The organism is Bacillus sp. NEB1478, from assembly GCF_031582965.1.
In the GTDB taxonomy this organism is placed as follows: domain Bacteria; phylum Bacillota; class Bacilli; order Bacillales; family Fictibacillaceae; genus Fictibacillus.
Map to the genome: position 1 here is coordinate 1,315,812 of NZ_CP134049.1, position 26,592 is coordinate 1,342,403.

Consider the following 26,592-nt stretch of genomic DNA (forward strand, 5'->3'; position numbering starts at 1 on the left):
CAAAAATGCAACAAGTTGTAATAAACGCAGCTGGGATGGAAAAACGCACCGCTCTGTTAAAAGACGGGAAACTTATTGAATGTGCTTACCAGCGTCCGGATGAAAAACCCTCGGCTGGCAGTATTTATAAAGGAAGAGTACAAAAAGTACTTCCAGGTATGCAAGCAGTATTTGTTGATATTGGTACGGATAAAAATGGTTTTCTTCATAAAGATGATCTGCCTGGATATTATCAGTTATCTGATAAAGAGAAGAAACAAATATCAATTTCTAATTTAGTCAAAGAAGGCGAGTCTATTCTGGTTCAAATTGTGAAAGAAGAATCGGGTGAAAAAGGGGCTAAATTAACAGCTCTTCTCTCTTTTACTGCTCATCTGCTTGTCTATTTTCCTTATACGCCGCATGTCGGAGTATCCAAAAAAATTAAAGAATCCGCACGAGAGACTTTAAATAAATGGGGAGCACAATATACTGCAGATCAGGAAGGTCTGATTATCCGCACAGGTTGTGAAGATTTTCCGGAAGAAGAAATGCTTAAAGAGTTAAATGGTCTTAGAAAACAATTTTTGGATGTGCTGAAGAAATCTGAAGAGAAGAAAGCGCCTTACCTTCTTATAAGACCAGCTTTTTATCAAACTTATTTAGAAAAATGGCTTAATCAGCACGTTGAAGAGATAATCGTCGATGACCATGAAACGTATTCTCAGATTAAAGAATACATTTCAGCTTTTAGTAAATCATATTCAGTTACCCTTTATAATGAAAGAGAACCGATATTTAGTAAGTTTGGCATTGATGCAGAAATTCGAAAAAGCTTATCCCCGCATGTTTGGCTAAAAAATGGTTCATCATTATATATAAATGTAACAGAAGCCTTAACAGTAATTGATGTGAATACAGGCAAATTTATCGGCAAAAAGGACCGGGCAAAAACAGTAGTAGAAACAAACTTACTTGCAGCTGAAGAAATTACGAAACAGCTGCGTTTACGTAATTTAGCTGGTATGATTGTTATCGATTTTATTACGATGAGTTCGGATAAGGACAAGCAGATGGTTATGTCTGCTATCCAAAAAGAGATACGCAATGATTCAGCAACTATAATTATCCATGGTTTTACAAAAATGGGTCTTTTTGAGATGACAAGGAAAAAAGAACGTCCAACTCTTTTAGAGACTTTAACTGTAAAACCAAGTGGTGATGTGATGGATGGTCATCGAATTCGACCTGAAACTCATTATTTTGAACTTGAAAGAATAGCGATCGAACATATGTATCACGATGATGAGGCATTTTGGATTGAAGGACCGTACTATTTTTTCGATTGGATTCAGAATAACCCGGAAAAGCTTTCTGAAATTGAAGAAAAATACAGTAAAAAGTTTTTTGTCAGCAAGGGTGATTCCAAACGGGAAATTAACCTGCGTAAAACAGGTACTATTGAAGAAATAAAAGCCCGTATATTAAAAGATACACATTGACACAAGCGGTCAAAACATGGTATCCTTTTTTCGTTAGTGTTTGGAGCACCCGCTCCAACCGCACAGACTAGGTTTTAAGTATATTTTATACACCTAGGATGGCGAGTCTGAGTATAAGAGGAGGTGCACGTTGATGTACGCAATTATTCAAACTGGTGGTAAACAAGTTCGTGTTGAAGAAGGTCAAGCAATCTATGTTGAAAAACTAGATATCGAAGCTGGAGAAACAGTAACATTTGAAGATGTATTGATGATCGGTGGAGACAGCTTGAAATTAGGAGCTCCTTTAGTTGAAGGCGCTACAGTTACGGCAAAAGTTGAGAAACACGGCCGTGGCGAAAAAGTGGTTGTTTATAAGTTTAAGGCGAAGAAAAACTATCGTCGTAAGCAAGGACACCGTCAACCATACACAAAAGTTGTGATTGATAAAATTAACGGGTAATTACTTATGATTCATGTTTCTATATACAGAAACCATAATCAAGACATATTATCGTTTACGATGGAAGGGCATGCTGATTATGCCCCGCATGGCCAAGACTTGGTCTGTGCAGCGGCTACGGCAGTTTCGTTTGGTACGATTAATGCGATAGAACAGCTTTGCGGCTATGAGCCTGAAGTTACCACTGTTGATGATGGTGGATTTCTAAAGCTTAATATACCGGATGAGATAAATGATTCTTCATTTCAACAAACACAATTGCTTTTGGAAGGTATGATTGTATCCCTGGCAACGATTGAAGCAGGATACAAAAAATATATTAAACTGACTCAACATGAAGGAGGTGGAACAAATGCTTAAATTAAACCTTCAATATTTTGCATCCAAAAAAGGTGTAGGTAGCACAAAGAACGGTCGTGATTCACAGTCTAAGCGTCTTGGCGCTAAGCGTGCTGACGGACAATTCGTTTCTGGTGGTTCTATTCTTTACCGTCAACGCGGTACTAAGATCTATCCTGGTACAAACGTTGGTAAAGGCGGAGATGACACACTATTTGCAAAGGTAGACGGTATCGTTCGTTTCGAGCGTTTGGGCCGTGACCGCAAAAAGGTAAGTGTTTACCCAATCGCGCAAGAAGCGTAAGAGGGAGATAAAAACTCTAACCAGATTGGTTAGGGTTTTTTATTTGCACTCGTTAAAATGGATTCAATGCTCACTCTTTAGGCTGACGGATTAGACTTGCCGTCAGCCAAGTTTTCTTTATCATTTAGCTTTTTATACACATAACGAATTAATTTTAAGCTAATTTGTCGGATTGAGGAATGCCATACTAAGTAGAAAGGCTAGGGAGTCGATGATGCCAAAAAATTGGACAACGGTTGATCTTTTGCGCCATGCAAGGCATGACTGGTTAAACCAGCTTCAGCTGATTAAAGCAAACCTCTCGCTTGATCGAACGGAGAGAGCGAAAGAGATTATGAATGAAGTAATTGAATTGTCCCGGGAAGAATCGCGGATCTCCAACCTGAAAACCCCCAATCTAGCAGAGTACTTATTAACATATAATTGGTTGAAACACCCGGTTAAGTTATTCGGGAAGGTTAAAGGCGAAAGTGGAGATTTTAGCTTATATGAAGAGGATTTGCTGAATATAACCAATGAATTATGCGAGTTGTTGAACAGCTCGATATCCGGATATGAAGAATGTTATCTAATGATGACATTTATACCTGAAAATCTTCATGTATGCTTTGACTTTCATGGACAATTATCTGAAAAAGAACTCGTCCATAATAAGATAAAGAAAATATTTTCAACACATAAAAGCCTGGAAGTCATCGAAAGCTATATGCATGATAATGAGTGTTATTTTGAAATTCGATTAAGTTCTTAAGAAAGGAGGAGAATAAATGTTTGTCGATCAGGTCAAAGTTTATGTTAAAGGCGGAGATGGCGGAAATGGGATGGTTGCGTTTCGCCGCGAAAAATATGTTCCAGATGGCGGTCCTGCAGGCGGTGATGGCGGAAAAGGCGCTAGCGTTATTTTTGAAGTGGAAGAAGGACTTCGTACGTTAATGGATTTCCGTTTTAATCGCCACTTTAAAGCTAATAGAGGCGAACATGGGATGTCAAAAGGCATGCATGGGAAGAAAGCCAATGATATGATCGTAAAGGTTCCTCCTGGTACAGTCGTTTCAGACGCGAATACTGGAGAAACGATTGCGGACCTCGTGCACCATAAACAGCAAGCGGTCATCGCTAAAGGTGGACGTGGAGGACGCGGGAACACTCGTTTTGCAACACCTGCAAACCCAGCGCCAGAAATCGCTGAAAATGGGGAGCCTGGAGTAGAAAGAGAAGTTACACTTGAATTGAAAGTGTTAGCAGATGTAGGGTTGGTTGGATTTCCGAGCGTTGGTAAATCAACGTTACTATCAATCGTTTCTGCTGCTAAACCTAAGATAGCTGCCTATCATTTCACAACGATCACGCCTAACTTAGGTGTTGTTCCTGTGGAAGATGGCAGAAGCTTCGTTATGGCAGATCTGCCAGGATTGATTGAAGGAGCGCACGAAGGAGTAGGACTTGGACATCAATTCTTAAGGCATATTGAAAGAACAAGAGTTATTCTGCATGTTATTGACATGTCTGGTATGGAGGGACGCGATCCATACGAAGATTTTGTTAAGATCAACGAAGAGCTCAACCAATACAACATGAGACTAATGGAACGTCCGCAAATCGTTATTGCGAACAAGATGGACATTCCTGGAGCGGAAGAGAATCTGATTGCATTTAAAGAGCAAGTGGGCGAAGATGTTAAAGTTTTCCCTATTTCGGCAATCACACGCCAAGGAATTCGTGATGTATTATTCACAACTGCAGATATTCTTGAAGTGACACCGGAATTCCCAATCATTCATGATGAGGGGCCGGAAGAACAGCGTGTACTTTATAAACACGAAAAAGAAGAAGCTGGATTTTATATTACGCGCGATCCTGCAGGAACATTTGTTATTAACGGTCCGAAAATTGAGAAGTTGTTTAAGATGACAGACTTCTCAAGAGAAGAAACGATCAAACGTTTTGCAAGACAGCTGCGTACACTCGGTGTTGACCAGGCGCTTCGTGATCGCGGTGCTGAACATGGTGACGTAGTAAGAATCTTAAAATATGAATTTGAATTCATTGACTAAGAAAGAAGCTGACTCAACGATTTGAGTTAGCTTTTTTTACATATGTCCATGTGGAATAGACATTAACCTGTATATTTATTATAATAGGTCTATGATTTATACCGGAGGAAATGGTTATGAAAAATGATAAACAATATTATATGGTGAGAGAAGATGTACTTTCAGAATCCATGCAAAAAGCACTGGAAGCTAAATCATTGTTGGATCGCGGAAAAGTGAAAACTGTTGCAGAAGCGGCTGAACAAGTAGGATTGAGCAGAAGTGCTTTTTATAAATACCGTGATGGAATATTTCCGTTCCATACGATGGTAAAAGAAAAAATTATTACACTGTCATTGCATTTAGAAGACAGGTCTGGAGCTTTGTCGAGTTTGTTGACTGTTGTTGCTTCACAAGGCTGCAATGTTTTAACGATTAATCAAACGATTCCATTGCAAGGACGAGCACACATCACTTTAACGATTGAAACAAATATGCTTCAAGGTGATCTTAAGGATTTATTAGCATTGCTTAACCGAATGGAGACTGTAGAAAAGGTGGAAGTCGTCGGGACGGGAGCATAAATAGATTTAAGTAAAAAAACCCGCTGAAAATTTTCAGCAGGGCTTTTTTTATGAGCGCTATCCGGAAAATACGAGTGCCATCCGAGAAATATGCGCACCAGCACTTGGCTGTATGCATCAACTCTTTATTCATGAATGTTAGAGTAAATAGCCTTTTTCACTTAATGCCTGGCATGCTTTATCAATTTTTTCTTTGGAATCGGATGTTAATGTATGCGTGTGAACACCTTCTGTCAGCGCGCTTAATAGGACAGCGTTAGTATCTGTTAACCGTTTCATAAATTCTTCGACATCCACGCGGCTGGATAATTTTAGTGATGCTTTTATATCTCCATACACGGGATGTTCGACGGTGACATCTTCCACTGTTACACCATGATCAACAATCGTATTTAACTCATCGATCGTTGTATCTGCTGTATGATTCGCTGCAATAACACGAGAAAAAGGATGTCCTTTCTCAGCGTTGATATAAATATAGCCTTGTGCTGTTGCCATGATTGGTTCTCCGCTTGCTTTTAGCAGTGACATATCTTGAACGATAACTTGTCTGCTTACATTTGTTTTATTAGCCAGGATTGATCCACTAAGCGGTTCGGCTGATGTTTTAAGCCATTCTATTAATAAAGCCCTTCTATCATCACCTTTTAATTTATCTCCATTACTCATTAACTAGGAACACCTCTTACCGATGAAAGTTTGTTAGAAATTTCATTTAATGCTTTGCATAAATCATATATATCCTTCTCTTTTGTTAAATGACTGAACGAAATGCGTACAAGCCCATGAGCCTCACTGTCTGTCCGTCCGATAGCGAGTAGCGTTCTGGATGGTTCCTGCTGGCCATTTTGACAAGCAGATCCGGTTGAAACGCTTATGTTCATTCGATTTAGCTCTTGCATAACGATCTGACCTTCGATACTTTTTATTCTGATTGGAAGGATATAAGGAGAACTTTTCAAACTGCCTTCAATAATTATATTGTTATTTTCAAGTATAAGCGAAGTGAAAAGATTTCGCATGCTGCTAACGTGTTTATAGTGTACTGAGTGTTTGTTAATCGCATCTGAAGCAGCTGTTACAAATGCCACTACAGATGGAAGGTCGACTGTTCCAGGTCTGAAACCTTGTTCGTGTGTAACATGTGAAAGAATAGGAGAGATGTGTATCTTTGGTGAAATATATACCGCACCTGTTCCTTTAGGACCGAAGATTTTGTGTGCAGACATAGTGAAAGCATCCAATTTTATAGATTTAAAATGATTCATTTTTACTTTTGTAAAAGACTGTACACAATCACTATGAAATAAGATACCTTTTTTGTTTAGAAAGCCCCCGATACTTTCTATATCCTGCATAGTGCCAGTCTCGCTGTTAACATGCTGTATCGTCGCAAGTATTGTATCAGGTCGTATGTGTTTATTGATTTCTTCAATAGTAATAGAACCTGAACTATCGACTGGTACTCTTGTTACTTCAAACCCGTTTTTCTCCAAGTAGTTAAGTGTGTAATCTACCGAAGGATGTTCGATATTTGAGGAAAGAATATGTTTTCCTTTTTGTGAACCGAATACTAAAGAAGTAAGCGCGAGAAAATTTCCGTCAGATCCTCCCCCGGTAAAATATATTCCTCTTGATTCTTTTCCTATCAGTTCAGCTAAACTTGTTCTTGCATGTTCTAATAAATCTTTTGAATTTTGGCCGCACGCATGCAGACTTTCAGTATTATGAAAATAATTTTCTGATGTATGAATATAAGCTTCAAGAGCTTTTTTTGACATGGGTGTAGTAGCTGCATAATCAAGGTATAGCAAGGATTGCACCTCATTTTTAATAAAATTCTTGTATCTAGTTTAAATCTGTGTAAATATAGGTGTCAAGACACATGTAAAGTAGAGGTGTTTTGTATGAACATTGTTGAGGCAGATGTTTTGATTATAGGAAGTGGTATTGCTGGATTAATCGCAGCAGAGTATTTAAGTACGCATAAGAATGTGATAATTATCACAAAGTCTGAAATTAAACACTCAAACTCATATATGGCGCAGGGTGGTATCTCTGCTGCAATCAGTAAAAACGATCATTGGAGCAACCATTACGAGGACACTATCCAAGCGGGTCATTATCATAATCATCCCGAAAAGACAGAACATCTTGTAAAAGAAGGTCAAAATGTAATCCAGACTCTCTTTGAATGGGGTGTGCCTTTTGATCGATCGGAAGATGGCAGTTTTCTTCTCGGAAAAGAAGGAGGACATCAACAAAACAGAATCATTCATGCCGGAGGAGATCAAACAGGAAAAATGGTCATGGAAGTTTTAATAGAACGGGTTAAGAAAAAGGTGAATATTGTATCTGGACAATACGCCATTGATATAATCGCAGACAGCAATCGAACCTATGGCGTTTATTGTAAAGATGATGAAGACAACATTACAATGTATCATGCTCCTCATACCATCTTAGCGGGTGGGGGTTATGCTGGGATTTTCTCGGATTCATCAAACTCACATGGGGCAGATGGCAGTGTAATATGCATGGCTTACCGAGCAGGTGCGGAATTAGCAGACATAGAATTTATTCAATTTCATCCTACTTTACTTAAACATGATCAATATAAAGGATTGATTACCGAGGCAGTAAGAGGACAAGGAGGCATTCTTTTAAATTCAAAAGGTGTTCCTGTGATGAATGGTGTTCATCCAATGAAAGATCTTGCTCCTAGAGATATTGTTTCTAGAAGATTGTTTGAAGAGATTTATAAAAAGGGTGAGGCGGTTTACTTAGATATTACGGGAATTTCTAATTTCGAAATAAAATTTCCGGGAGTTACAGCATTATGTAAAAAAGCAGGTGTGTCTTTAGAAAAAGGGTTAATTCCGGTATCTCCAGGTGCTCATTTTACAATGGGGGGAATTATGACAGATATTCATGGCAGGACTTCTTTAGATGGCTTATACGCAGTTGGTGAATGTGCGCATACAGGTGTCCATGGTGCAAACCGGCTAGCAAGCAACTCTTTACTGGAAGGAGCGGTTTTTGCCAAACAATCAGCGGATTATATTTTAACTTTTACAACGAATGAACCAACGCGTCTGCCTGTTTCTCATTTCGAAATGTTTTCTGTTCGGCACGAAATGGCAGAGGAATTACTAGATGAAACGATGATTAAAACAATAATGAATGAATCGGCAGGTATCTGCAGAAATCAGGAACAGCTTAAAAATGCGACAGAACTCCTGCAGCTATCCGAATTGAAACCATCACTGTTCATGATGCCATTATCTTATATTCGCAAACTGAACATACAAACTATGGCGTGGTTAACAGTTTCGAGCAGCTTACAGCGTACTGAGAGCAGAGGCAGCCATTATCGCACCGATTTTTCCGGGCCGCGCAATGAATGGTGTCAAAAAAATATAATTAGGAGCTTAAAAAATGATGAATTTACTTTTGCTAAAAAAGCAGTTACAGGATTTTTTAATTGAAGATATAGGTTCGGGTGACTTATCAGCTTCGCTTTTCGAAGAAGGTGATGTTACGACAGCGACGATGATAGCAAAGGGAAAAGGTATATTTGCTGGTGGAGACGTACTAACGATAGGTTATGGATTGATTGATTCCGAAGTGGAGACGAATATCCTGGTTAAAGATGGTGATTTCTTTGAAGAAGGCACTGTTTTAGCTGAGATCAAAGGTAAAAGAGCAAGTATTCTTACTGGAGAGCGAGTCATCTTGAATATCATACAACGGCTTTGCGGTATAGCATCCATTACTGCTAAAGCAGTCTCTTTAACGAAAGGCAATGCCAAAATCACTGATACGAGAAAAACTACACCGGGTCTAAGAATGCTTGAAAAATATGCTGTTCGATGCGGAGGAGGAACTAATCATAGAATGGGTCTTTATGACACAGTGATGTTAAAAGACAACCATTTAGCGGGATTTTCTTCACTCCAAGCAGCGGTCACTGTAGCCCGTGAAAGGGTGGGGCATACAGTGAAAATTGAAGTTGAAACCGAGACAGAAGAACAAGTTATTCAGGCGGTTGAAGCAGGAGCAGATATTATTATGTTTGATAATTGTACACCAGAAGAAATCAAGCAGCGCTTGCGTCATGTACCATCTAACATTATTACTGAAGCATCTGGCGGAATCAGTATGAAAACGATAGAGGCATACAGCTGTACAGGCGTTCAATATTTGTCATTAGGATTTTTAACACACTCTTACGAAGCTTTGGATATTAGCTTGAATATGAAAGGAGTTATCAAGCATGTCTATTCTTGAAACATTTGCTAAACAAAGTTCACTTCCAAGTCATTATACACACATGTCTGCAAATGAAATGGAAAGAAAAATTTGGGAAATAAAAAGAGATTTAAAGGATCGTCTTTTTTTACCTGCGCATCACTATCAAAAAGATGAGATTGTTCAATTTGCAGATGTTACAGGTGATTCACTTCAATTAGCCAGAATATCTTCTGAAAATAAAAAAGCAGAATACATTGCTTTTTGCGGTGTTCATTTTATGGCAGAAACTGCGGATATGCTTAGTAATAAAAATCAGAAAGTTATACTGCCGGATCTAAAAGCGGGTTGCTCGATGGCGGATATGGCCGACATTTTTCAAACAGAAAGAGCATGGGAACAATTGACAGAGCTTTTTGGAGAATCAATCCTGCCTTTAACATATGTGAATTCAACCGCAGCTATAAAAGCATTTTGCGGCAAGCATGGGGGAGCAACAGTAACTTCGTCAAATGCGAAGGAAATGGTAACATGGGCACTTCAACAAAAAGAAAGACTGCTTTTCTTACCAGATCAGCACCTTGGAAGAAATACAGCATTCGATCTAGGTGTTCCACTTTCAGAAATGGCGATTTGGGATCCTATTCAAAATAAATTAGAATTTGATGGATCTGAATTTAATAAAGTAAAAGTAATTTTATGGAAGGGACATTGTTCGGTTCATGAAAAATTCACAGTGAATCAGATCAATGATTTTAGACAAAATCATTCAGATTATCAAATCATTGTACATCCTGAATGTACGCATGAAGTTGTGCAAGCAAGTGATTTTAACGGATCAACACATTACATTATTGAAACGATCAAGAAAGCAAAAGCAGGAACAAAATGGGCAGTCGGAACTGAGATGAATTTGGTAAATCGTTTAGCGAAAATCTTTCCTGATAAAGAGGTTGTTTCACTGAATCCAAATCTATGTCCATGCTTAACGATGAATCGAATCGATTTGCCGCACTTATTATGGTCTCTTGAGAATATTGTAAAAGGAACTCCTCAAAATATTATTAGAGTTGATGATGAAACAAAAAAGTATGCTGTAATGGCTTTAAACCGCATGATGTAATGTTTAATCACTCCTGTCATATCCTACATTTCTAAGACATAAATTGATAAAGGAATTATTGTCATTAATATGATGTAGCAATATGCCCAAATGTTCATATACTGTAAGGAAATTTGGCAGGAGGGAGTTTTGCAGCGTGAGAATTCATATTGTGCAAAAAGGGGACACACTCGATAAAATCGCTCAAAAATATAATGTGCCTGTAATGGAATTAAGAAAAGCCAACCCTGGTTTTTCGACTTCGGACGTAATTGAGCGGGGGGAAAAGATAAAAATCCCTATAAAAATGCCTAGTGTAAAAAAAGAAGCTCCAATTAAAAAAGAACAACCAGTAGCACCAATTCAAGAAAAACCAGTAGCACCAATTCAAGAAAACCACCAGCAGCACCTGTTCAAGAAAAACCTAAGCCGGCACCAATGAAACCAGCACCGCTAAAACCAGCGCAACTGAAACCAGCACCAGTGAAACCAGCGCCGATGAAACCAGCACCAATGAAACCAGCTCAAAAGATGGAAAAGAAAGATGTACCGATGAAAAAAGATGTACCGATGAAGAAAGATGTACTTATGGAAAAAGATGCAGTACCAATGAAGAAAGATATTATACCGATGAAAAAGGATTCGTATCAAGCACCAATGAAACAGCCTATGGCACCTATGCATGACAAAGATTTTGCAGGAATGATGGAGTCTTCAGACTTAGGCGGATCATATATGCCAATGGGAAATCCTTACATGGAAAACATGCCTAATATGGCAAATCAACCTAACATGGCAAACATGCCTAATATGGCAAACCAACCTAACATGGCAAACATGCCTAATATGGCCAACCAACCAAACATGGCAAACATGCCCAATATGGCCAATCAGCCTAACATGATGAAAAAACCAGGATTAAATCCTATGGGTAAGGATATGTATCCAAATCAAAAACATCAGTTTTTGATGGAAGAATCATCAGCAATGATGCAGTCAATGTATGGTTCTATGCCACCAATGTTTCCGAAACCACAAACATATTCACCTATGCCACAAGGTCAAGGCATGATGCCGCCTCAAGGTTTTAGCGGTATGCCTCAATTGTATGGGGGAGGTTATCCTCAAGGGATGGGTATGGATGGACAGCAAGGCGGAATGTCATTTGGAGAGTTTCCGCAATCTGATATGGACATGATGCCTGCAGGAGAATATACACCAGGAGGACCGCAATCAGTCCAAGGACTACAGCAATTGGGTCAAATGGGTATGCAAGGTGGCGGAATGCCGCAAATGGGTCAGATGGGCATGCAAGGTGGCGGAATGCCTCAAATGGGTCAGATGGGCATGCAAGGTGGCGGAATGCCGCAAATGGGTCAGATGGGCATGCAAGGTGGCGGAATGCCGCAAATGGGTCAGATGGGCATGCAAGGTGGCGGAATGCCGCAAATGGGTCAGATGGGCATGCAAGGTGGCGGAATGCCTCAAATGGGTCAGATGGGTATGCAAGGTGGAGGAATGCCGCAAATGGGTCAGATGGGCATGCAAGGTGGCGGAATGCCGCAAATGGGTCAGATGGGTATGCCAAGTATGATGGGGATGCCGCAAATGGGTCAGATGGGTATGCCAAGTATGATGGGGATGCCGCAAATGGGTCAAATGGGAATGCCAGGAATGATGGGAATGCCAGGAATGCCAGGAATGCCAGGAATGCCGGGAATGCCAGGAATGATGGGAATGCCAGGAATGCCAGGAATGATGGGAATGCCACAGATGATGCCTATGCCTATGCGACAAAATCCGGATCTGCCAAATCCCTATGCTGAAGCACAAACACGTGAATATCAACAAGATGAAACAGAAGGATCAGAGGAAAATGAATAGAGAAAATAGAGACGGTTTCCCTGGAGATCGTCTTTTTTTAAACAAAATGAAAGAAGCTGGGTTGTCTGTAAAAGAATATGGTTTTTTTAGAGACAATGTTATCTGGATAGAAACGTCAGAAGGGGATTATGTATTAAAGGGATTCAAACGGCAGGCAACGTGTGAAAAGCAGTTCAACCTTTCAAAACTATATGAAGGGATAAAGCCTAGAATTATGGGAACATATACAGTGTTTCCGAATAACAAACCTTTTATAGAATTTGGGGGTTACTTATGGGCGATCATGCCATTTTACAAAGGTGATGGTCTGCACTTTGGAAATAAAAAAGATGTTTCAGCAGGAATGGAAGCCATAAGCCGATTTCATAATCGATCAATCAACATACCCTCATCCATATATGATGACCTCTCATCATATTCGCTATATAAAAAATGGAGTGAACGTTATGACTTGTTTAAAAGTTTTGCCATAACAGCTAATTGGAGTAAAGAAATACAACCATTACTGCATGATATGTTGTTTTGGGGGAAATGGAGTTTGAAAAACTTTGATCATGATTCAATTGAAGCACTTGAAAGAAAGGCATTTCGAAAAAGAGAGATAACTCATGGAGATGTTGCACCTCATAATTTTGTTTTAAATAGAAAAAAAAATAAACCAGCTTATTTAATTGACTTTGATTTATTTGCGGCTGTGCCTCAAGCATACGACTGGCTGCAGTATGCAAATCGTATTCTGCCTTTTTGGTATTGGTCCTATTCAAAAATGGAACAAATGGGGAACGAGGATTTTTTAAAATGGTTTAATAAAAAATGGTTTGTTATTTGTTTAGTGTTCCCGACCGATTTATACCGGGAATGGAATCGTGCATTAAGATATAACGACTCAGAAATAATTGCAGAAATTACAAGATTTACGCTGAGAGATTACACTTATCGTAAAGTATTTGTGGAGAGAATTATTAAAATGATTGAAAAAAAAGAAGGAACATAAAAAATCCTACATTTAACAGATTAATTAACGCCTCCTCTTGCCAACCTAATAGGTGAAAGGAGGTTTTTCCATTGAAATTAATCGTGAAAACATTAACTTTCGTATTACTTTCATCAGGCTTAGCAGCGTGTAATGGTGTAAATGAATCACAGGACAAGTATGACAACGATACTCGTCCTATTGGATATTATTCAAATGAGGGCGACAATCGTGGTGATCTTGACAGAAGCAAAGGTCCAATTACTGATATGTCTGACCGGAATACAACAGACCATGCAACCACTTATCACGAAGATTACAACGGTGCATTAGCTGAACGTATTACCAATAAAGTAAATAAAATTAATGGTGTTGACGATGCTCACGTTATTCTTGAGGATAATACCGTCATTGTCGGAGTAGACACCAGTAATAAAAATAAAGAAAAACTTACAAACAAAGTTAGTCATACAGCTAAGAAAATTGCACCAGACCGTGATGTGAAGGTAGTTACAGATCAACGTATGAATGCACGAATTAAAAGCGTAGAAAACGACTTGCGCGATGGTCGTGCTTACTCAGAGGTTGAAACTGACGTAAAAGGAATCATGAATGACATTGTCGCTGCAGGAAGTAATCTTGGCAATGCGATTAAGCGTCCTTTCGAAAAGAATCGTTAAAGAAATGACCCAAAAGGTATACACATACCTCTTGGGCATTTTTTTGGTTTACATTTGAAATGTTAATCCTTCTATTTATTTTCTTTTGTTATCAATTCTTATAAGTTCGTTCAAATTCACTTTTATAAAGATTTAACTCCTTGGCTATGTTACAATAATGAAATAGAAACATACGCTCGGTTTTTTAGGAATAGGGGAGAAAACATTGATTGAAAGCATAACTGGAATGGTGGATTATATTACAGCAGAATATGTTGTTCTTAATAATAATGGTATAGGCTATAAAGTAATATGCCCAAATCCTTTTATTTATAAAAGAAATGATGAAAGAACTGTTTTTACATATCAGCATGTAAGAGAAGATATATTAGCTTTATATGGCTTTTCGAACAGAAAAGAAAGAGACTTATTTCTTAAGCTTTTGAACGTCTCTGGAATTGGACCAAAAGGAGCACTTGCTATTATCGCTTTTGGTCAGCCGGATCAAGTTATTGCAGCAGTTGAACATGAAGATGAAAAGTTTTTAACCAAATTCCCTGGTGTGGGGAAAAAAACAGCTAGACAAATGATTTTAGATTTGAAAGGCAAGCTCTCTTTATTTTCTGATGCAGAGATTACAGAAGGATTGTTTGCGGAAGAGCTCGTAAGCGGCGATGAATTGGAAGAGGCAATTGAAGCGCTGACAGTATTAGGATATGGAAGAAAAGAAATTAATAAAATTCTTCCGGATTTAAAGAAAGAAAAAATGTCTGCAAACGAATATATAAAGTTGGCTTTAAAGAAGTTAATGAATAGTTAGGACGTGAGAATGCGTGGAAGAAAGAATTGTTTCTTCAGAAGAACGTCAAGATGAAACAACCATGGAATTAAGTCTGCGGCCGGAAGCTTTGAATGAATACATTGGGCAATCTTCTGTGAAAGAAAACCTCCGTGTATTTATTAAAGCAGCGAAAATGAGAAATGAACCGCTGGATCATGTATTGCTTTATGGTCCCCCGGGGCTTGGCAAGACAACTTTAGCTGCTATAATTGCTAACGAAATGGAAGTTAATATTCGGACAACAAGTGGTCCTGCTATTGAACGACCTGGAGATTTAGCCGCCATTCTTACATCATTAGAACCAGGTGATGTCCTTTTTATTGATGAAGTGCATCGATTATCACGTGCTATAGAAGAAATTCTATACTCGGCTATGGAAGACTTTTGTTTAGATATCGTAATTGGGAAGGGCGAACTGGCAAGGTCTGTCCGTTTAGACCTTCCACCTTTTACTTTAATCGGTGCCACCACGAGAGCAGGGTCATTGTCGGCGCCTTTAAGAGACCGTTTTGGTGTTATGGCCAGGCTTGAATACTACAAACCTGAAGAACTCTCTGAAATCGTAAAACGAACAGGAGATGTTTTTGGTATTAAAGTTGATGATCTTTCGGCTGAAGAAATTGCAAGAAGATCAAGAGGAACTCCGCGTATTGCAAATCGTTTATTACGCAGGGTACGGGATTTTGTACAAGTAGAAGGAAAAGACACAATCGCTTTAATAAATTGCCAGCAAGCCCTTGAATTATTGCAAGTAGACCGTTTAGGTTTGGATCATATTGACCATAAATTATTATTAGGGATCATCCATACATACAAAGGTGGTCCGGTTGGACTTGAAACAATTTCGGCAACAATTGGTGAAGAATCAATGACGATTGAAGATGTATATGAGCCATACTTGCTTCAGATAGGTTTTTTACAGCGGACACCTAGAGGACGGATGGTAACCGAGCAAGCCTATCATTACTTCGGACTGGAGGCTTCAAATAGATGAACCGGCTTTTAATTATTGCAGGAATCGTACTGATTATTATAGGATTAGTAGGTACGTTTATTGGAAAGCTGCCTGGTGATGTGATGTGGAAAAAAGGAAATACAACTGTTTATTTTCCTATAATGACCTCTATCATTATCAGCATTGTACTTTCCCTTATCTTCATGATTATCGGACGATTTAAATAGAAAGCAGGAATGAACCGGAATGAATGTAAATGATTTTGATTTCCATTTGCCGGAAGAACTGATTGCCCAAACACCTTTAGAGGATCGATCATCTTCCAGACTTATGGTAATGAATAAAGAAACAGAAGAAATATCACATAAACACTTCATTGATCTAAAGGATTATTTAAATGAGGGAGATTGTCTTGTTTTAAACGATACACGAGTTCTCCCTGCACGGCTTTTTGGACAAAAAACAGATACGGGCGCGAAAGTTGAAATCCTGCTTTTAAAAGAAGAAGGACAGGATACTTGGGAAACGCTTGTAAAGCCCGCTAAAAGGGTAAAACCAGGAACTGAGATTAGTTTTGGAGATGGAAGACTGAAAGCGGTCTGTACAAATATTAGCGAACATGGCGGAAGACAATTAAAGTTTGTGTACTCAGGTATTTTTTATGAGCTTCTTGATGAATTAGGCCAGATGCCTCTTCCACCATACATTAAAGAGCAGCTTCAAGAAAAAGACCGTTACCAGACCGTGTATGCGGTTCATCAGGGTTCAGCAGCTGCACCTACTGCCGGGTTGCACTTTACACCTGAAATGATTGAAGAAATCAAAGCTATAGGGGTACATGTCACGTTTATTACCTTGCATGTGGGTCTAGGTACATTTCGTCCTGTGAGCGTTGATAATATTTTAGAGCATGACATGCATTCTGAATTTTATCAAATCACAAAAGGAACAGCGGACCTGCTGAATCATGTTAAGAGTTCAGGCGGGAGAATCATTACAGTGGGTACTACAAGCACACGTACACTTGAGACAGTTGCCAGCAAGTTTGATGGAACGTTTCAAGAGGATTCAGGCTGGACTAGTATTTTTATTTACCCTGGATATGAGTTTAAAGGGATAGATGGTTTAATAACAAATTTCCATTTGCCTAAATCAACATTGATCATGTTGGTCAGTGCATTTGCCAACAAAGATTTTGTAATGAGAGCATACAACGAAGCCGTTGAAGAAAAGTATCGTTTTTTCAGTTTCGGTGATGCGATGCTTATACTTTAAGGGGGACAACACAGAATGAAGCCAGCAGTAACTTATGAATTAATAAAAACATGTAAACAGTCTGGTGCTAGGCTTGGGAAAGTTCATACACCTCATGGTTCGTTTGAAACCCCAATTTTTATGCCAGTTGGGACATTGGCTACAGTTAAAACCATGAGCCCGGAAGAATTGAAAGAACTTGGCGCTGAAATTATTTTAAGTAACACGTATCATCTTTGGCTAAGACCTGGTCATGATATTGTAAAAGAGGCAGGCGGGCTTCATAAATTTATGAATTGGAACCGACCTATTCTTACTGATTCAGGAGGATTTCAAGTTTTTTCATTGAGTGATCTGAGAGAAATTAAAGAAGAAGGCGTTCATTTTAGAAATCATCTAAGCGGTGAGAAGCTTTTCCTAAGCCCTGAAGGCGCAATGGAGATTCAAAATGCACTAGGATCAGATATTATGATGGCTTTTGATGAATGTCCTCCATATCCTGCAGAATACGATTATATGAAAGCTTCAGTAGAACGGACAAGCCGTTGGGCTGAACGCTGTCTGAAAGGGCATGCACGTCCCGAAGATCAGGCGTTGTTTGGCATCGTACAAGGGGGAGAATACGAAGAACTTCGAAAACAGAGTGCAAGAGATCTTGTTTCACTGGATTTCCCGGGTTATGCCGTTGGGGGCTTATCAGTAGGTGAACCGAAAGATGTAATGAATCGAGTATTAGAATTTACAACTCCTCACCTTCCTGATAACAAACCTCGTTATTTAATGGGAGTAGGCTCTCCAGATTCATTAATTGATGGGGCAATCCGAGGAATCGATATGTTTGATTGTGTTCTTCCGACGAGAATTGCCAGAAATGGAACATGTATGACAAGTGAAGGAAGACTGGTTGTTCGAAATGCAAAATATGCTCGTGATTTTCGGCCGATCGATGAAAAATGTGATTGTCATGTTTGCCGAACATACTCCCGGGCGTATATTCGTCATCTTGTTAAAGCAAACGAAACATTTGGTTTCCGCTTGACCAGTTACCATAACCTTTATTTTTTGGTAAACTTAATGAAACAAGTAAGACAAGCTATTATGGAAGACAGGCTGCTTGATTTTAGAAATGAGTTTTTTGAAATGTATGGATTTAATAAGCCGAACGCCCGTAACTTTTAAATTTTATTTTTAAAAACAAGTAATTTCCAATTTTTCTTGTAGAAAGGGGTGAAGAAAATTAAAAGTTTAATTCCAATTTTATTAATGTTTGCTATTTTTTATTTTTTACTGATTCGTCCACAGCAAAAGAGACAAAAATCAGTAAGAGAAATGCAATCTAACATGAAAAAAGGCGATAAAATTGTTACGATTGGCGGAATGCATGGTACGATCGAAAGTATTGATGAACTAATCGTAGTTATTCGTTCGAATGATGGAGCACAATTAACATTTGATCGCAACGCTATTCGCGAAGTTAGAACAGAAGCTTAAGCACCACAGATAAGACCCGTCTTTATGACGGGTCTTATTTATATGCGTTATTATGGCTGCTTAAATTAACTCCCATTATTCCCCCAAGCATGGATAATGCAAGAAAAATACCATGATACATGTATTGGGTAGAATTAAATGTACTTTGGTACCCTAAATATTGGATAAGGAAAACAAGGAATGAAAATAGCAGACTTGTGCCCCCGCCGAGAAGCCACCCTTTGCTCTGACCCTTTTTACCAGATATAAATCCCCCCGCAAATAATGCCAAAAAAGATAATCCAAGGGTTACCCATTTTAATGAAGATTCTGTTACACCTGTAAAACGCAAAAGAAAAGATAACACTAAACTGCTTACCATTATCAAAAAAAGTATGGCCGCTAGTCCCCGCCCCATTGAATGAAACATGTGTTTTACTCCCATCTTGACCCTCCTTTTTCCATACAAGCTTTCCTTATACTGTATTCATGCTTATAAAGAAATAGAAGTACAAGCAATTGGATTTTTTAGGTCAGATTTTTATTGGCAAAACCTTCGCCTCATGATTTCTGTCTGCTCGTGCAACACTAACAAGGCAGATTATTTGAAAAGGAGGGGAAACATGGAACTGAATACGATTATCTTTAGAACCTTATTTATTTATTTTTTAATACTTGTCGTTTTTAGAATGATGGGGAAACGTGAAATTGGTAAATTGTCTGTACTTGATTTCGTAGTATCAATCATGATTGCTGAGCTAGCAGTTATTTCTATTGAAGATCCCGAAGTTCCTATGTTAAACTCTCTGGTCTCTATATTTGTTTTACTTGGTGTTCAGCTTATATTGGCAATTATCTCGTTGAAGAGCAGAAAAATGAGAGAATTTGTTGACGGAAAGCCTTCATTGATTATAAAAGAGGGTAAAGTGGATGAATATGAAATGAAAAAACAACGATATAATTTTGATGATTTACTTACACAATTACGTGAAAATAATATTAGGAATTTAAATGAAGTAGAATTTGGAATTTTAGAAACAACTGGCAAACTCTCTGTTATTCGAAAAGATGAAGATCTTGATTCAACTGCGATTCATACGATTCTTCCTCTGATTTTAGATGGAAAAGTGATTGAAGATAATCTGGGAAAAATCAACAAAACACCTCTGTGGCTTAGACAAAAGCTGAAAGAAGTTGGTTTTAAAGATGTTAAAGCGATTTCTTTTTGCACTGTAAATAAAGATGGGTCTTTGTATATCGATCAAAAAAACGAAAAAAAATAAAACAGCCAATTAAATCAGGCTGCTTATTTAAACCCATCTTTTTATTAAAGGAATATGTTTAAGATCATCCTTACTCAAAAGTCTAAAGAAGATCAGGGTAAATAAATACAATCCGCATGTTGCTGATACACAAATCACAAGACCTTTAATGCTTGTGAACTGAGGCATCATAAATTGAAAAAAATACATTGCGCCAGCTCCAGTAATCAATATCGAAAGTAAGCATTTTACAAAATCTTTCACAACTATTGTATAGCTGATGGCTTTTATAACTGTAGCAAAATGAAGCATGGTTACAACGACAATACCAAAAACGATAGCTAACGCCGCCCCCATTATTCCAAATTCAGGGCGTGTAGCAAGTGCGAAAATAGCGGCTAATTTTACTAATGCACCAATAAGGCTGTTAATCATCGCGGCTTTCGCTAAGTCAAGGGCTTGTAATACTGCCTGTAGAGGTCCTTGGAAATATAGAAAGAAGAAGAATGGAGTCATAATTTTTACATAAGAAGCAGTAGCAGGTGAATCATACATCAAGTCCATTATTGGAACCGCAAATACAAAAGTAATGACCGCAGCAATACCTCCGGATAACATAGAGAGCTTTAAAGCTTGGTTCAGTCTATGTTCGATCAGATGATACTTTTTTTGTGCATTTGCTTCACTGATGGCAGGGACTAATGAAACTGACAACGAATACGTAATAAATGTAGGGAGAAACAATAGTGGTATTACATATCCAGCAAGTTCTCCATATTGAGCGGTTGCAACACTTGTAGATACACCAGCGATATATAGGCTGCGTGCTACAACAATTGGTTCGAAAAAATAGGAAACTGATCCGATTAACTGACTTCCTGTTGTTGGAAGTGCGATATTCAATAAACCTTTCAGCGTTTCTTGTCCATCTTTAAGCTGTTTGAAAAACCCTTTGCGTATACGCATTTTCTTCTTCATTTTGAACATGGACAACATATATAAAAGGGAAGCCAGTTCACCAAGTATTACCGAAATCATGGCACCTGCAGCAGCAAATTCAACGCCGTATGGCAAAAATAAACCTGTTAATAAAGCAACAAGTGTAATCCTTACAACTTGTTCGATGACTTGTGAATAAGCAGATGGCCTCATGTTCTGCAGGCCTTGGAAATATCCCCGCAGCACAGACGATATAGCAATTACAGGCACTACAGGCGCAATTGCTAATAACGGCCATACTGTTCTGTGATCTGTAAAGAAATATTGTGATAAAAGAGGGGCTGCAATAAACAAAGCTGCTGTTATAATTAAACTTAAAACACCTGTGATCGCCAAGGAAACGATTAAAATTTTTCTAACCTTTGAACGATCACCGGAAGCATCTGCTTCAGCCACGAGCTTTGATATTGCAACGGGGAGACCAAGTCTAGTTAAGGTAACGGCAAGTAAGAATGTAGGTACTGCCATCATATAAAGGCCAACGCCTTCTTGTCCCATTACCCTGGCCATTACAATCCGGTTTACAAAGCCGAGTATTCTGGTGATGAGTCCTGCCAAAATAAGAAGTAATGTACCTTGTACAAGAGTTTGTTTTGTCATGTTTACCTGTCCTTTCTGGGACAATCTCATATTTTAACTATATGCAGGATATGTGAACAGTCATGACAGCTTGTTTCATTAGGAATAGAGAGGAGAGATAAATAGTGGAAAATATACAGAATACCGAATGGAAAATGGAAGTGCAGCCCGCAGTAAACAGCAAAAAAGAAGAGTTTCACTTTATGGGGTATGAGAGTGTTACAAACGAGGAAATATGGGAATGTGTGTTGGCGAAAATGAAAAAAAAGAAAATCGAGCCGCGTTTGCACAGTTTAGTTGACATGATCCTGTCTTTATCATTAAATGATTTCATGACATGGCTCACCAAAAAGGCTTACACAGAAGATAAGAAATAATTGATTCACTTCGTTTATATTTTGACGTTTTTAGAAATATTTCAAGGACAAATTGACAGAAAAAAACAACAATCGCTATAATGAAAAAGGATACAGTTGTTTTTATACATAGTTATGTTGTTTCTTTATACAGCATGAGGGAGGTTTCTTGAGTGGTAAAAAGAAGTAAGATCGTTATCTTTTTTGTAGTGCTCATTATGTTCGCCGCTTTAATAGGAGCTACGACAGAAAAGATTGTTAAAGGAACGAAGCTTGGATTGGACCTCCAAGGTGGATTTGAAGTGCTTTATGATGTAAAACCCGCTAAAAAAGGCCAAAAAATTACACAGGAAACACTTAAGAGTACAGTTGAAGCGTTAAACAACCGAATTAACGTTCTTGGTGTATCTGAACCAGAGATTACGATTGAAGGCAATAACCGCATTCGTGTTCAACTCGCAGGTGTAACTGATCAAAACAAAGCACGTGAACTTTTATCAACTCAAGCCGAACTAACATTTCGAGATGTTAACGGTAAAGTACTGCTTGATGGATCTGATTTAGAAGGAAACGGTGCAAAGCAATCTTTTAAGCAGCAAACGAATGAACCAATTGTTTCTTTGAAACTTAAGGATGCTGATAAGTTCGCGAAAGTTACGAAAGAAATTCTGGCGAAGCAGCCTCAAGGGGAGAACTACTTAGTAATTTGGCTTGACTACGAGAAAGGCGATTCTTACAAAGAAGAGCGCCAAAAGGAACTGGCAGGAAAGAATCCGAAATACATTTCAGCTCCTGCTGTAAATAGTGTTTTATCTCAGAAAGAAGTTATGATTGAAGGCGCATTTGAAGTTGAAGAAGCTCAAAGTCTTGCTAAAATTCTTAATGCTGGTGCATTACCCGTTAAGCTAGACGAGGTATATTCAACATCAGTTGGAGCAAAATTTGGCGAAAAAGCATTGAGTGAAACCGTGAAAGCTGGTTACATAGCCGTAGCAATTATCTTCTTATTCATGCTTTTATACTATCGTGTACCAGGGATCATAGCAGTTTTAACATTAACGATTTATATTTATTTAATTGTAGCTATATTCTATTTGATGAATGGAGTTTTAACGCTTCCAGGTATAGCCGCCCTCATTTTAGGGGTTGGTATGGCGGTTGATGCCAACATCATTACTTATGAACGGATTAAAGAAGAACTAAGAAGCGGGAAATCGGTTTTAAGTGCTTTTAAGGCGGGGAACCGAAGATCATTTACAACTATTTTTGATGCAAATATCACAACCATTTTAGCTGCAGCAGTATTATTTGCATATGGGACAAGTTCTGTTAAAGGATTTGCGTTAGTTTTAATTATTTCAGTATTGGCGAGTTTTATAACAGCGGTATTCGGAACAAGATTGTTCCTCGGATTATTGGTGCAGTCTCGATTATTGGATAAGAAGCCAGGTTTGTTCGGGGTAAAGGAGCGTGACATCCGTGAGCTTTAAATACGACTTTGTAAAAAACAGAAACCTTTACTTTATCATTTCTGTCCTTCTAACGGTAATTGGTATAGTGTGTTTATTAACTATTGGCTTAACACGCGGTGTGGATTTTGAAAGTGGTTCAAGGGTAAACATTACTGCCAAGGAACCACTAACAAATGAAAAAGTAGAATCAGAGTTTAAATCATTAGGGTTTGATCCCGAATCTGTTGTTTTGGCTGGTAAAAATAATACACAAGCCAATATTGCTTTTAAAGGTGTTCTTTCAAAAGATGAAATTGCAAAACTAAATTCTCATTTTGACAAAAAATATGGTGAACCACCAAGTGTAAGTACCGTTACACCGACTGTGGGCCGTGAGCTTGCACAAAATGCAATCATCGCCGTCTTGATTGCTTCAGTTGGTATTATCATCTATGTTGCTTTTCGGTTTGAATGGTCGATGTCCATTGCGGCAATTATAGCTTTATTTCATGATGCATTTATGATTATTGCTATTTTCAGCATGTTTAAGATTGAAGTAGATCTACCGTTTATAGCAGCTGTTTTAACGATTGTCGGATATTCGATAAATGACACGATTGTTACATTTGACCGGATTCGTGAAAACATGCGACTGGAAAAGGTAAAGAGCAAAGAAAAACTAGCTGAAATTGTTAACAGAAGTATTCATGAGACATTAAGCCGTTCCATCAACACGGTTTTAACAGTTGTCATAGGTGCAGTAGCACTTTTGATTTTTGGAGCAGATTCTATTCACAATTTCTCAGTTGCATTATTGATTGGTTTGATTTTTGGAGCGTACTCATCCATTTTCATCGCTTCACAGCTTTGGTTCGTGTTAAGATCACGACAGCTTAAAACAAAAAAACCGCGCACTGCAGAAGCAGAACCAGAAATTTAATATTTAATATAAGTGATGAATTGTCACCTCTTATCCTGTTTTGTATAATGAATAGGTTAAGAGGTGATTTTATGTTGAAATCCAGAACGAGGTGGAAGGTACAAGACGCTTCAGAAGAAAAAGCTAAGCATCTTGCGCAGGAACTCGATCTTCCACTATTAATTGCGAATCTTTTACTTGTTAGAGGAATTGACTCAGTTGAAGATGCTGAATTGTTTTTAAACATAGATAAAAATGATTTTCATGACCCATTTTTATTGGATGGTATGAAGCAAAGCGTAGATCGAATACATAAGGCGATTGATTCGAATGAAAAGATCCTGATATTTGGTGACTATGATGCAGATGGTGTCAGCAGTACGACCGTTATGTACTATGCATTGAAAGAGCTAGGTGCACAATTTGACTACTATATTCCAAATCGCTTTACTGAAGGCTATGGACCGAATGAACCGGCATTAAGAAAAGCGAAAGAAGATGGGTATTCACTTGTCGTAACAGTAGATACAGGAATATCTGCTGTACATGAAGCCAATGTCGCTAAAGAAATCGGGCTTGATTTTATTATTACGGACCACCACGAAGCACCGCCAATTTTACCGGAAGCTTATAGCATCATCAACCCCAAAAAACCAGGATGTACTTACCCTTTTAAAGGTCTAGCTGGAGTAGGTGTTGCATTTAAAGTGGCTCATGCACTTCATGGAAAACCATTAGTCCATCTCCTCGATTATGCCGCTATAGGGACGATAGCTGACCTTGTGCCGCTGGTTGATGAAAATAGGCTGATAGCTAAGCTCGGCATTGAAGCTTTATCAAAAACAGATAAAATCGGTCTTCAGGAATTATTAAAAGTAGCCGGACTTACCGATAAGGACCTTTCAGCAGAAGATGTTGGGTTCGCTGTCGGTCCTCGTGTGAATGCTGCAGGAAGGCTTGGTTCAGCAATGCCGGTTGTTGAATTATTCACATCAACCGACCGTGAGCAATCAGCAATGTTGGCTGAAGAAGTAGATTCTGTGAATAAAGAACGGCAAGCAATTGTGAACGAAATAACAAAAGAGGCCATTGCCATGGTAGAAGATTCTTTTCCGCCTGAAGAAAATGAAGTTCTTGTTCTCGCAAAAGAAGGCTGGAATCCAGGAGTTATTGGAATTGTTGCATCTCGCTTAGTTGAAAAATTTTACCGCCCAACGATTTGCTTATGTCTGGACCCTGAAAAAGGCACCGCAAAAGGATCTGCCCGCAGTATCGAAGGATTTGATATGTTTGAGAATTTATCTGAATCCAGAGACATTCTCCCGCATTTTGGGGGACATCCAATGGCAGCTGGAATGACACTTGCACTTCAAGATGTGGATGAGCTAAGAAAACGGCTGATTTCACAAGCAAAAAGGATATTGAAACCCGAAGATTACGTTCCAGTTACTTCTATTGATTTGACTGCCAAGCTGGATGAAATCTCGCTAGATACAGTTGATCTTTTAAATACTATAGCTCCGTTTGGCGTAGGAAATCCATCACCACGGGTTTTGATCGAAGAAGTTCCAATCAGGGAAATGAAGAGGATTGGCAGCCAATCAAACCACCTAAAGCTGCAGGTAGGCGGAGGTGAGTTATCTGTTCTTGATTGTATCGGCTTCCAAAAGGGAGATCTCATTGATGAAATGACTCCATATTCTCAATTATCTATTGTTGGACAGCTGCAATTAAATGAATGGAATGGATACAGAAAGCCTCAGCTTTTACTTGAAGACATATCTGTTCCTTCATTCCAGCTGTTTGATTACAGGGGAATAAAGGATGCAGGGAAAAGGCTGTTAAATCTGCCTTACTCAAAAACGAATTTTATCACGTTTCAAACCCAAACTTTAAAAGAGCTCGAATTAGAGTCTCTTTCAGAGCATACATTAACGGCAGATGATATAAATAAGCTGCCGGATCAAGCTTTTGAAAATAAATTTCTTGTCTTTTTAGATGTGCCATCTTCACTTTCTGAATTTAGCGTATGGCTAGAAACGAAAGGTGAACCAGACCGAATATATGCTGTTTTTCATCAGAATTCGGATCACTTTTTTACAACATTGCCTACAAGAGAACACTTTAAATGGTTTTATGCATTTTTAGCCAAAAGAAAGACATTTAATTTGAAAAAAGATGGGAATGAACTGGCTAAATGGAAAGGGTGGTCAAAAGACACGATTGATTTTATGTCACAGGTGTTTTTTGAGCTCGAATTTGTTACAATAGACGATGGCGTGATTACAATAAATAGTAAACCCGGCAAAAGGGATTTAGAAAGCTCAGAAACCTATCAGAAGAAATTTGAACAGGTTGATATCGAAAATCAGCTTGTCTATTCTTCCTATCATGCTTTAAAAAGCTGGTTTACACAGCAAACTCGGCAAAAAGCGAGTTTGTAATTTCAGGAGG

The 26,592-nt window shown here is 38.5% G+C and carries 27 protein-coding genes, 1 pseudogene and 1 other annotated feature; of the genes and pseudogenes, 24 read left to right on the forward strand and 4 right to left on the reverse strand.

Annotated features, from left to right (window positions below; translation table 11 throughout):
• The first annotated feature begins 5 nt into the window (after window positions 1-5).
• From RGB74_RS06270 to RGB74_RS06300, 7 genes are all read left to right on the forward strand, one after another.
• Window positions 6-1,481 carry an Rne/Rng family ribonuclease gene (locus tag RGB74_RS06270; protein ID WP_310762134.1) on the forward strand — a complete coding sequence of 492 codons (1,476 nt, stop codon included), beginning with the start codon at window positions 6-8 and terminating at the stop codon, window positions 1,479-1,481.
• A gap of 46 nt (window positions 1,482-1,527) precedes the next feature.
• Window positions 1,528-1,600 (forward strand) — a sequence feature (ribosomal protein L21 leader region).
• A 14-nt stretch (window positions 1,601-1,614) separates the two neighbouring features.
• Window positions 1,615-1,923 carry a 50S ribosomal protein L21 gene (rplU, locus tag RGB74_RS06275; protein WP_310259263.1) on the forward strand — a complete coding sequence of 103 codons (309 nt, stop codon included), beginning with the start codon at window positions 1,615-1,617 and terminating at the stop codon, window positions 1,921-1,923.
• A 6-nt stretch (window positions 1,924-1,929) separates the two neighbouring features.
• Window positions 1,930-2,283 carry a ribosomal-processing cysteine protease Prp gene (locus RGB74_RS06280; protein ID WP_310762135.1) on the forward strand — a complete coding sequence of 118 codons (354 nt, stop codon included), beginning with the start codon at window positions 1,930-1,932 and terminating at the stop codon, window positions 2,281-2,283.
• A complete protein-coding gene (rpmA, locus tag RGB74_RS06285) occupies window positions 2,276-2,566 on the forward strand; it encodes a 50S ribosomal protein L27 (RefSeq protein ID WP_310259259.1) in 291 nt (96 codons plus the stop codon). The genes RGB74_RS06280 and rpmA overlap by 8 nt, the downstream gene beginning before the upstream one ends.
• A gap of 214 nt (window positions 2,567-2,780) precedes the next feature.
• Window positions 2,781-3,317, forward strand: a complete 537-nt coding sequence (locus tag RGB74_RS06290; RefSeq protein ID WP_310762136.1) for a Spo0B C-terminal domain-containing protein — start codon at window positions 2,781-2,783, stop codon at window positions 3,315-3,317.
• Window positions 3,318-3,333: 16 nt separating this feature from the next.
• Window positions 3,334-4,620 (forward strand): GTPase ObgE, encoded by a 1,287-nt coding sequence (gene obgE, locus RGB74_RS06295; protein WP_310762137.1) that lies wholly within the window; start codon window positions 3,334-3,336, stop codon window positions 4,618-4,620.
• A 116-nt stretch (window positions 4,621-4,736) separates the two neighbouring features.
• Window positions 4,737-5,183 carry an ACT domain-containing protein gene (locus tag RGB74_RS06300; protein ID WP_310762138.1) on the forward strand — a complete coding sequence of 149 codons (447 nt, stop codon included), beginning with the start codon at window positions 4,737-4,739 and terminating at the stop codon, window positions 5,181-5,183.
• A 138-nt stretch (window positions 5,184-5,321) separates the two neighbouring features.
• On the opposite strand, the gene RGB74_RS06305 is transcribed toward RGB74_RS06300, so the two are convergent.
• Both RGB74_RS06305 and RGB74_RS06310 read right to left on the reverse strand, forming a co-directional pair.
• Window positions 5,322-5,852 (reverse strand): transcription repressor NadR, encoded by a 531-nt coding sequence (locus RGB74_RS06305; protein WP_310762139.1) that lies wholly within the window; start codon window positions 5,850-5,852, stop codon window positions 5,322-5,324.
• Entirely contained in the window at window positions 5,852-6,997 is a 1,146-nt protein-coding gene (locus RGB74_RS06310; protein ID WP_310762140.1) for an IscS subfamily cysteine desulfurase, read from the reverse strand. Before RGB74_RS06310 ends, RGB74_RS06305 begins: the two co-directional genes overlap by 1 nt.
• Before the next feature lie 93 nt (window positions 6,998-7,090).
• On the opposite strand from RGB74_RS06310, the gene nadB reads away from it, so the two are divergent.
• From nadB to yajC, 13 genes are all read left to right on the forward strand, one after another.
• Entirely contained in the window at window positions 7,091-8,671 is a 1,581-nt protein-coding gene (nadB, locus tag RGB74_RS06315) for an L-aspartate oxidase (RefSeq protein ID WP_310762141.1), read from the forward strand.
• A complete protein-coding gene (nadC, locus tag RGB74_RS06320; protein ID WP_310762808.1) occupies window positions 8,625-9,473 on the forward strand; it encodes a carboxylating nicotinate-nucleotide diphosphorylase in 849 nt (282 codons plus the stop codon). The genes nadB and nadC overlap by 47 nt, the downstream gene beginning before the upstream one ends.
• A complete protein-coding gene (nadA, locus tag RGB74_RS06325; protein ID WP_310762142.1) occupies window positions 9,460-10,557 on the forward strand; it encodes a quinolinate synthase NadA in 1,098 nt (365 codons plus the stop codon). The genes nadC and nadA overlap by 14 nt, the downstream gene beginning before the upstream one ends.
• 136 nt (window positions 10,558-10,693) lie before the next feature.
• Window positions 10,694-10,978, forward strand: coding sequence for a LysM peptidoglycan-binding domain-containing protein (locus tag RGB74_RS06330; protein ID WP_310762143.1), 285 nt, complete (start codon window positions 10,694-10,696; stop codon window positions 10,976-10,978).
• Window positions 10,975-12,420: a polyadenylate binding domain-containing protein gene (locus RGB74_RS06335; protein WP_310762144.1), complete on the forward strand. Its 1,446-nt coding sequence runs from the start codon at window positions 10,975-10,977 to the stop codon at window positions 12,418-12,420. Before RGB74_RS06330 ends, RGB74_RS06335 begins: the two co-directional genes overlap by 4 nt.
• On the forward strand, window positions 12,413-13,414 hold the full coding sequence (locus RGB74_RS06340; protein ID WP_310762145.1) for a phosphotransferase: 1,002 nt from the start codon (window positions 12,413-12,415) through the stop codon (window positions 13,412-13,414). The genes RGB74_RS06335 and RGB74_RS06340 overlap by 8 nt, the downstream gene beginning before the upstream one ends.
• 71 nt (window positions 13,415-13,485) lie before the next feature.
• Window positions 13,486-14,073 carry a YhcN/YlaJ family sporulation lipoprotein gene (locus RGB74_RS06345; protein WP_310762146.1) on the forward strand — a complete coding sequence of 196 codons (588 nt, stop codon included), beginning with the start codon at window positions 13,486-13,488 and terminating at the stop codon, window positions 14,071-14,073.
• 205 nt (window positions 14,074-14,278) lie between these two features.
• Window positions 14,279-14,872 carry a Holliday junction branch migration protein RuvA gene (gene ruvA, locus RGB74_RS06350; RefSeq protein WP_310762147.1) on the forward strand — a complete coding sequence of 198 codons (594 nt, stop codon included), beginning with the start codon at window positions 14,279-14,281 and terminating at the stop codon, window positions 14,870-14,872.
• 13 nt (window positions 14,873-14,885) lie between these two features.
• The gene (gene ruvB, locus RGB74_RS06355) at window positions 14,886-15,887 is read left to right on the forward strand and encodes a Holliday junction branch migration DNA helicase RuvB (protein WP_310762148.1); all 1,002 of its coding nucleotides are present in this window, start codon (window positions 14,886-14,888) and stop codon (window positions 15,885-15,887) included.
• Complete coding sequence (locus tag RGB74_RS06360) at window positions 15,884-16,075, forward strand: DUF2905 family protein (protein WP_310762149.1); 192 nt, start codon at window positions 15,884-15,886, stop codon at window positions 16,073-16,075. Before ruvB ends, RGB74_RS06360 begins: the two co-directional genes overlap by 4 nt.
• Before the next feature lie 19 nt (window positions 16,076-16,094).
• The gene (gene queA, locus RGB74_RS06365) at window positions 16,095-17,123 is read left to right on the forward strand and encodes a tRNA preQ1(34) S-adenosylmethionine ribosyltransferase-isomerase QueA (protein WP_310762150.1); all 1,029 of its coding nucleotides are present in this window, start codon (window positions 16,095-16,097) and stop codon (window positions 17,121-17,123) included.
• 15 nt (window positions 17,124-17,138) lie between these two features.
• On the forward strand, window positions 17,139-18,281 hold the full coding sequence (gene tgt / locus RGB74_RS06370) for a tRNA guanosine(34) transglycosylase Tgt (protein ID WP_310762151.1): 1,143 nt from the start codon (window positions 17,139-17,141) through the stop codon (window positions 18,279-18,281).
• 57 nt (window positions 18,282-18,338) lie between these two features.
• Complete coding sequence (yajC, locus tag RGB74_RS06375; RefSeq protein ID WP_396136052.1) at window positions 18,339-18,593, forward strand: preprotein translocase subunit YajC; 255 nt, start codon at window positions 18,339-18,341, stop codon at window positions 18,591-18,593.
• A gap of 34 nt (window positions 18,594-18,627) precedes the next feature.
• Here the strand turns inward: yajC and RGB74_RS06380 are convergent, their stop codons facing one another.
• On the reverse strand, window positions 18,628-19,017 hold the full coding sequence (locus tag RGB74_RS06380) for a TIGR04086 family membrane protein (protein ID WP_310762153.1): 390 nt from the start codon (window positions 19,015-19,017) through the stop codon (window positions 18,628-18,630).
• 178 nt (window positions 19,018-19,195) lie between these two features.
• Between RGB74_RS06380 and RGB74_RS06385 the strand changes: the two genes are divergently transcribed.
• Window positions 19,196-19,855, forward strand: coding sequence for a DUF421 domain-containing protein (locus RGB74_RS06385; RefSeq protein WP_310762154.1), 660 nt, complete (start codon window positions 19,196-19,198; stop codon window positions 19,853-19,855).
• A 27-nt stretch (window positions 19,856-19,882) separates the two neighbouring features.
• Here RGB74_RS06385 and spoVB read toward each other — a convergent pair whose 3' ends face one another.
• Window positions 19,883-21,433: a stage V sporulation protein B gene (spoVB, locus tag RGB74_RS06390; RefSeq protein WP_310762155.1), complete on the reverse strand. Its 1,551-nt coding sequence runs from the start codon at window positions 21,431-21,433 to the stop codon at window positions 19,883-19,885.
• Window positions 21,434-21,537: 104 nt separating this feature from the next.
• On the opposite strand from spoVB, the gene RGB74_RS06395 reads away from it, so the two are divergent.
• The 3 genes and pseudogenes from RGB74_RS06395 to recJ all read left to right on the forward strand — a co-directional run bounded on the left by RGB74_RS06395 (window position 21,538) and on the right by recJ (window position 26,582).
• Window positions 21,538-21,789, forward strand: coding sequence for a post-transcriptional regulator (locus tag RGB74_RS06395; RefSeq protein ID WP_310762156.1), 252 nt, complete (start codon window positions 21,538-21,540; stop codon window positions 21,787-21,789).
• A 152-nt stretch (window positions 21,790-21,941) separates the two neighbouring features.
• Window positions 21,942-24,159: pseudogene (gene secDF, locus RGB74_RS06400) on the forward strand (protein translocase subunit SecDF).
• A 71-nt stretch (window positions 24,160-24,230) separates the two neighbouring features.
• Window positions 24,231-26,582 (forward strand): single-stranded-DNA-specific exonuclease RecJ, encoded by a 2,352-nt coding sequence (recJ, locus tag RGB74_RS06405; protein ID WP_310762157.1) that lies wholly within the window; start codon window positions 24,231-24,233, stop codon window positions 26,580-26,582.
• Window positions 26,583-26,592: the final 10 nt, after the last annotated feature.

What these genes read in the sequence shown, in the direction of transcription:
- RGB74_RS06270 (WP_310762134.1), top strand. Translation starts at nt 6, where the DNA reads ATGCAACAAGTTGTAATAAACGCAGCTGGGATGGAAAAACGCACCGCT.
- rplU (WP_310259263.1), top strand. Translation starts at nt 1,615, where the DNA reads ATGTACGCAATTATTCAAACTGGTGGTAAACAAGTTCGTGTTGAAGAA.
- RGB74_RS06280 (WP_310762135.1), top strand. Translation starts at nt 1,930, where the DNA reads ATGATTCATGTTTCTATATACAGAAACCATAATCAAGACATATTATCG.
- rpmA (WP_310259259.1), top strand. Translation starts at nt 2,276, where the DNA reads ATGCTTAAATTAAACCTTCAATATTTTGCATCCAAAAAAGGTGTAGGT.
- RGB74_RS06290 (WP_310762136.1), top strand. Translation starts at nt 2,781, where the DNA reads ATGCCAAAAAATTGGACAACGGTTGATCTTTTGCGCCATGCAAGGCAT.
- obgE (WP_310762137.1), top strand. Translation starts at nt 3,334, where the DNA reads ATGTTTGTCGATCAGGTCAAAGTTTATGTTAAAGGCGGAGATGGCGGA.
- RGB74_RS06300 (WP_310762138.1), top strand. Translation starts at nt 4,737, where the DNA reads ATGAAAAATGATAAACAATATTATATGGTGAGAGAAGATGTACTTTCA.
- RGB74_RS06305 (WP_310762139.1), bottom strand. Translation starts at nt 5,852, where the DNA reads ATGAGTAATGGAGATAAATTAAAAGGTGATGATAGAAGGGCTTTATTA.
- nadB (WP_310762141.1), top strand. Translation starts at nt 7,091, where the DNA reads ATGAACATTGTTGAGGCAGATGTTTTGATTATAGGAAGTGGTATTGCT.
- nadC (WP_310762808.1), top strand. Translation starts at nt 8,625, where the DNA reads ATGAATTTACTTTTGCTAAAAAAGCAGTTACAGGATTTTTTAATTGAA.
- nadA (WP_310762142.1), top strand. Translation starts at nt 9,460, where the DNA reads ATGTCTATTCTTGAAACATTTGCTAAACAAAGTTCACTTCCAAGTCAT.
- RGB74_RS06335 (WP_310762144.1), top strand. Translation starts at nt 10,975, where the DNA reads ATGAAACCAGCACCGCTAAAACCAGCGCAACTGAAACCAGCACCAGTG.
- RGB74_RS06340 (WP_310762145.1), top strand. Translation starts at nt 12,413, where the DNA reads ATGAATAGAGAAAATAGAGACGGTTTCCCTGGAGATCGTCTTTTTTTA.
- RGB74_RS06360 (WP_310762149.1), top strand. Translation starts at nt 15,884, where the DNA reads ATGAACCGGCTTTTAATTATTGCAGGAATCGTACTGATTATTATAGGA.
- queA (WP_310762150.1), top strand. Translation starts at nt 16,095, where the DNA reads ATGAATGTAAATGATTTTGATTTCCATTTGCCGGAAGAACTGATTGCC.
- tgt (WP_310762151.1), top strand. Translation starts at nt 17,139, where the DNA reads ATGAAGCCAGCAGTAACTTATGAATTAATAAAAACATGTAAACAGTCT.
- RGB74_RS06380 (WP_310762153.1), bottom strand. Translation starts at nt 19,017, where the DNA reads ATGGGAGTAAAACACATGTTTCATTCAATGGGGCGGGGACTAGCGGCC.
- RGB74_RS06385 (WP_310762154.1), top strand. Translation starts at nt 19,196, where the DNA reads ATGGAACTGAATACGATTATCTTTAGAACCTTATTTATTTATTTTTTA.
- spoVB (WP_310762155.1), bottom strand. Translation starts at nt 21,433, where the DNA reads ATGACAAAACAAACTCTTGTACAAGGTACATTACTTCTTATTTTGGCA.
- recJ (WP_310762157.1), top strand. Translation starts at nt 24,231, where the DNA reads ATGTTGAAATCCAGAACGAGGTGGAAGGTACAAGACGCTTCAGAAGAA.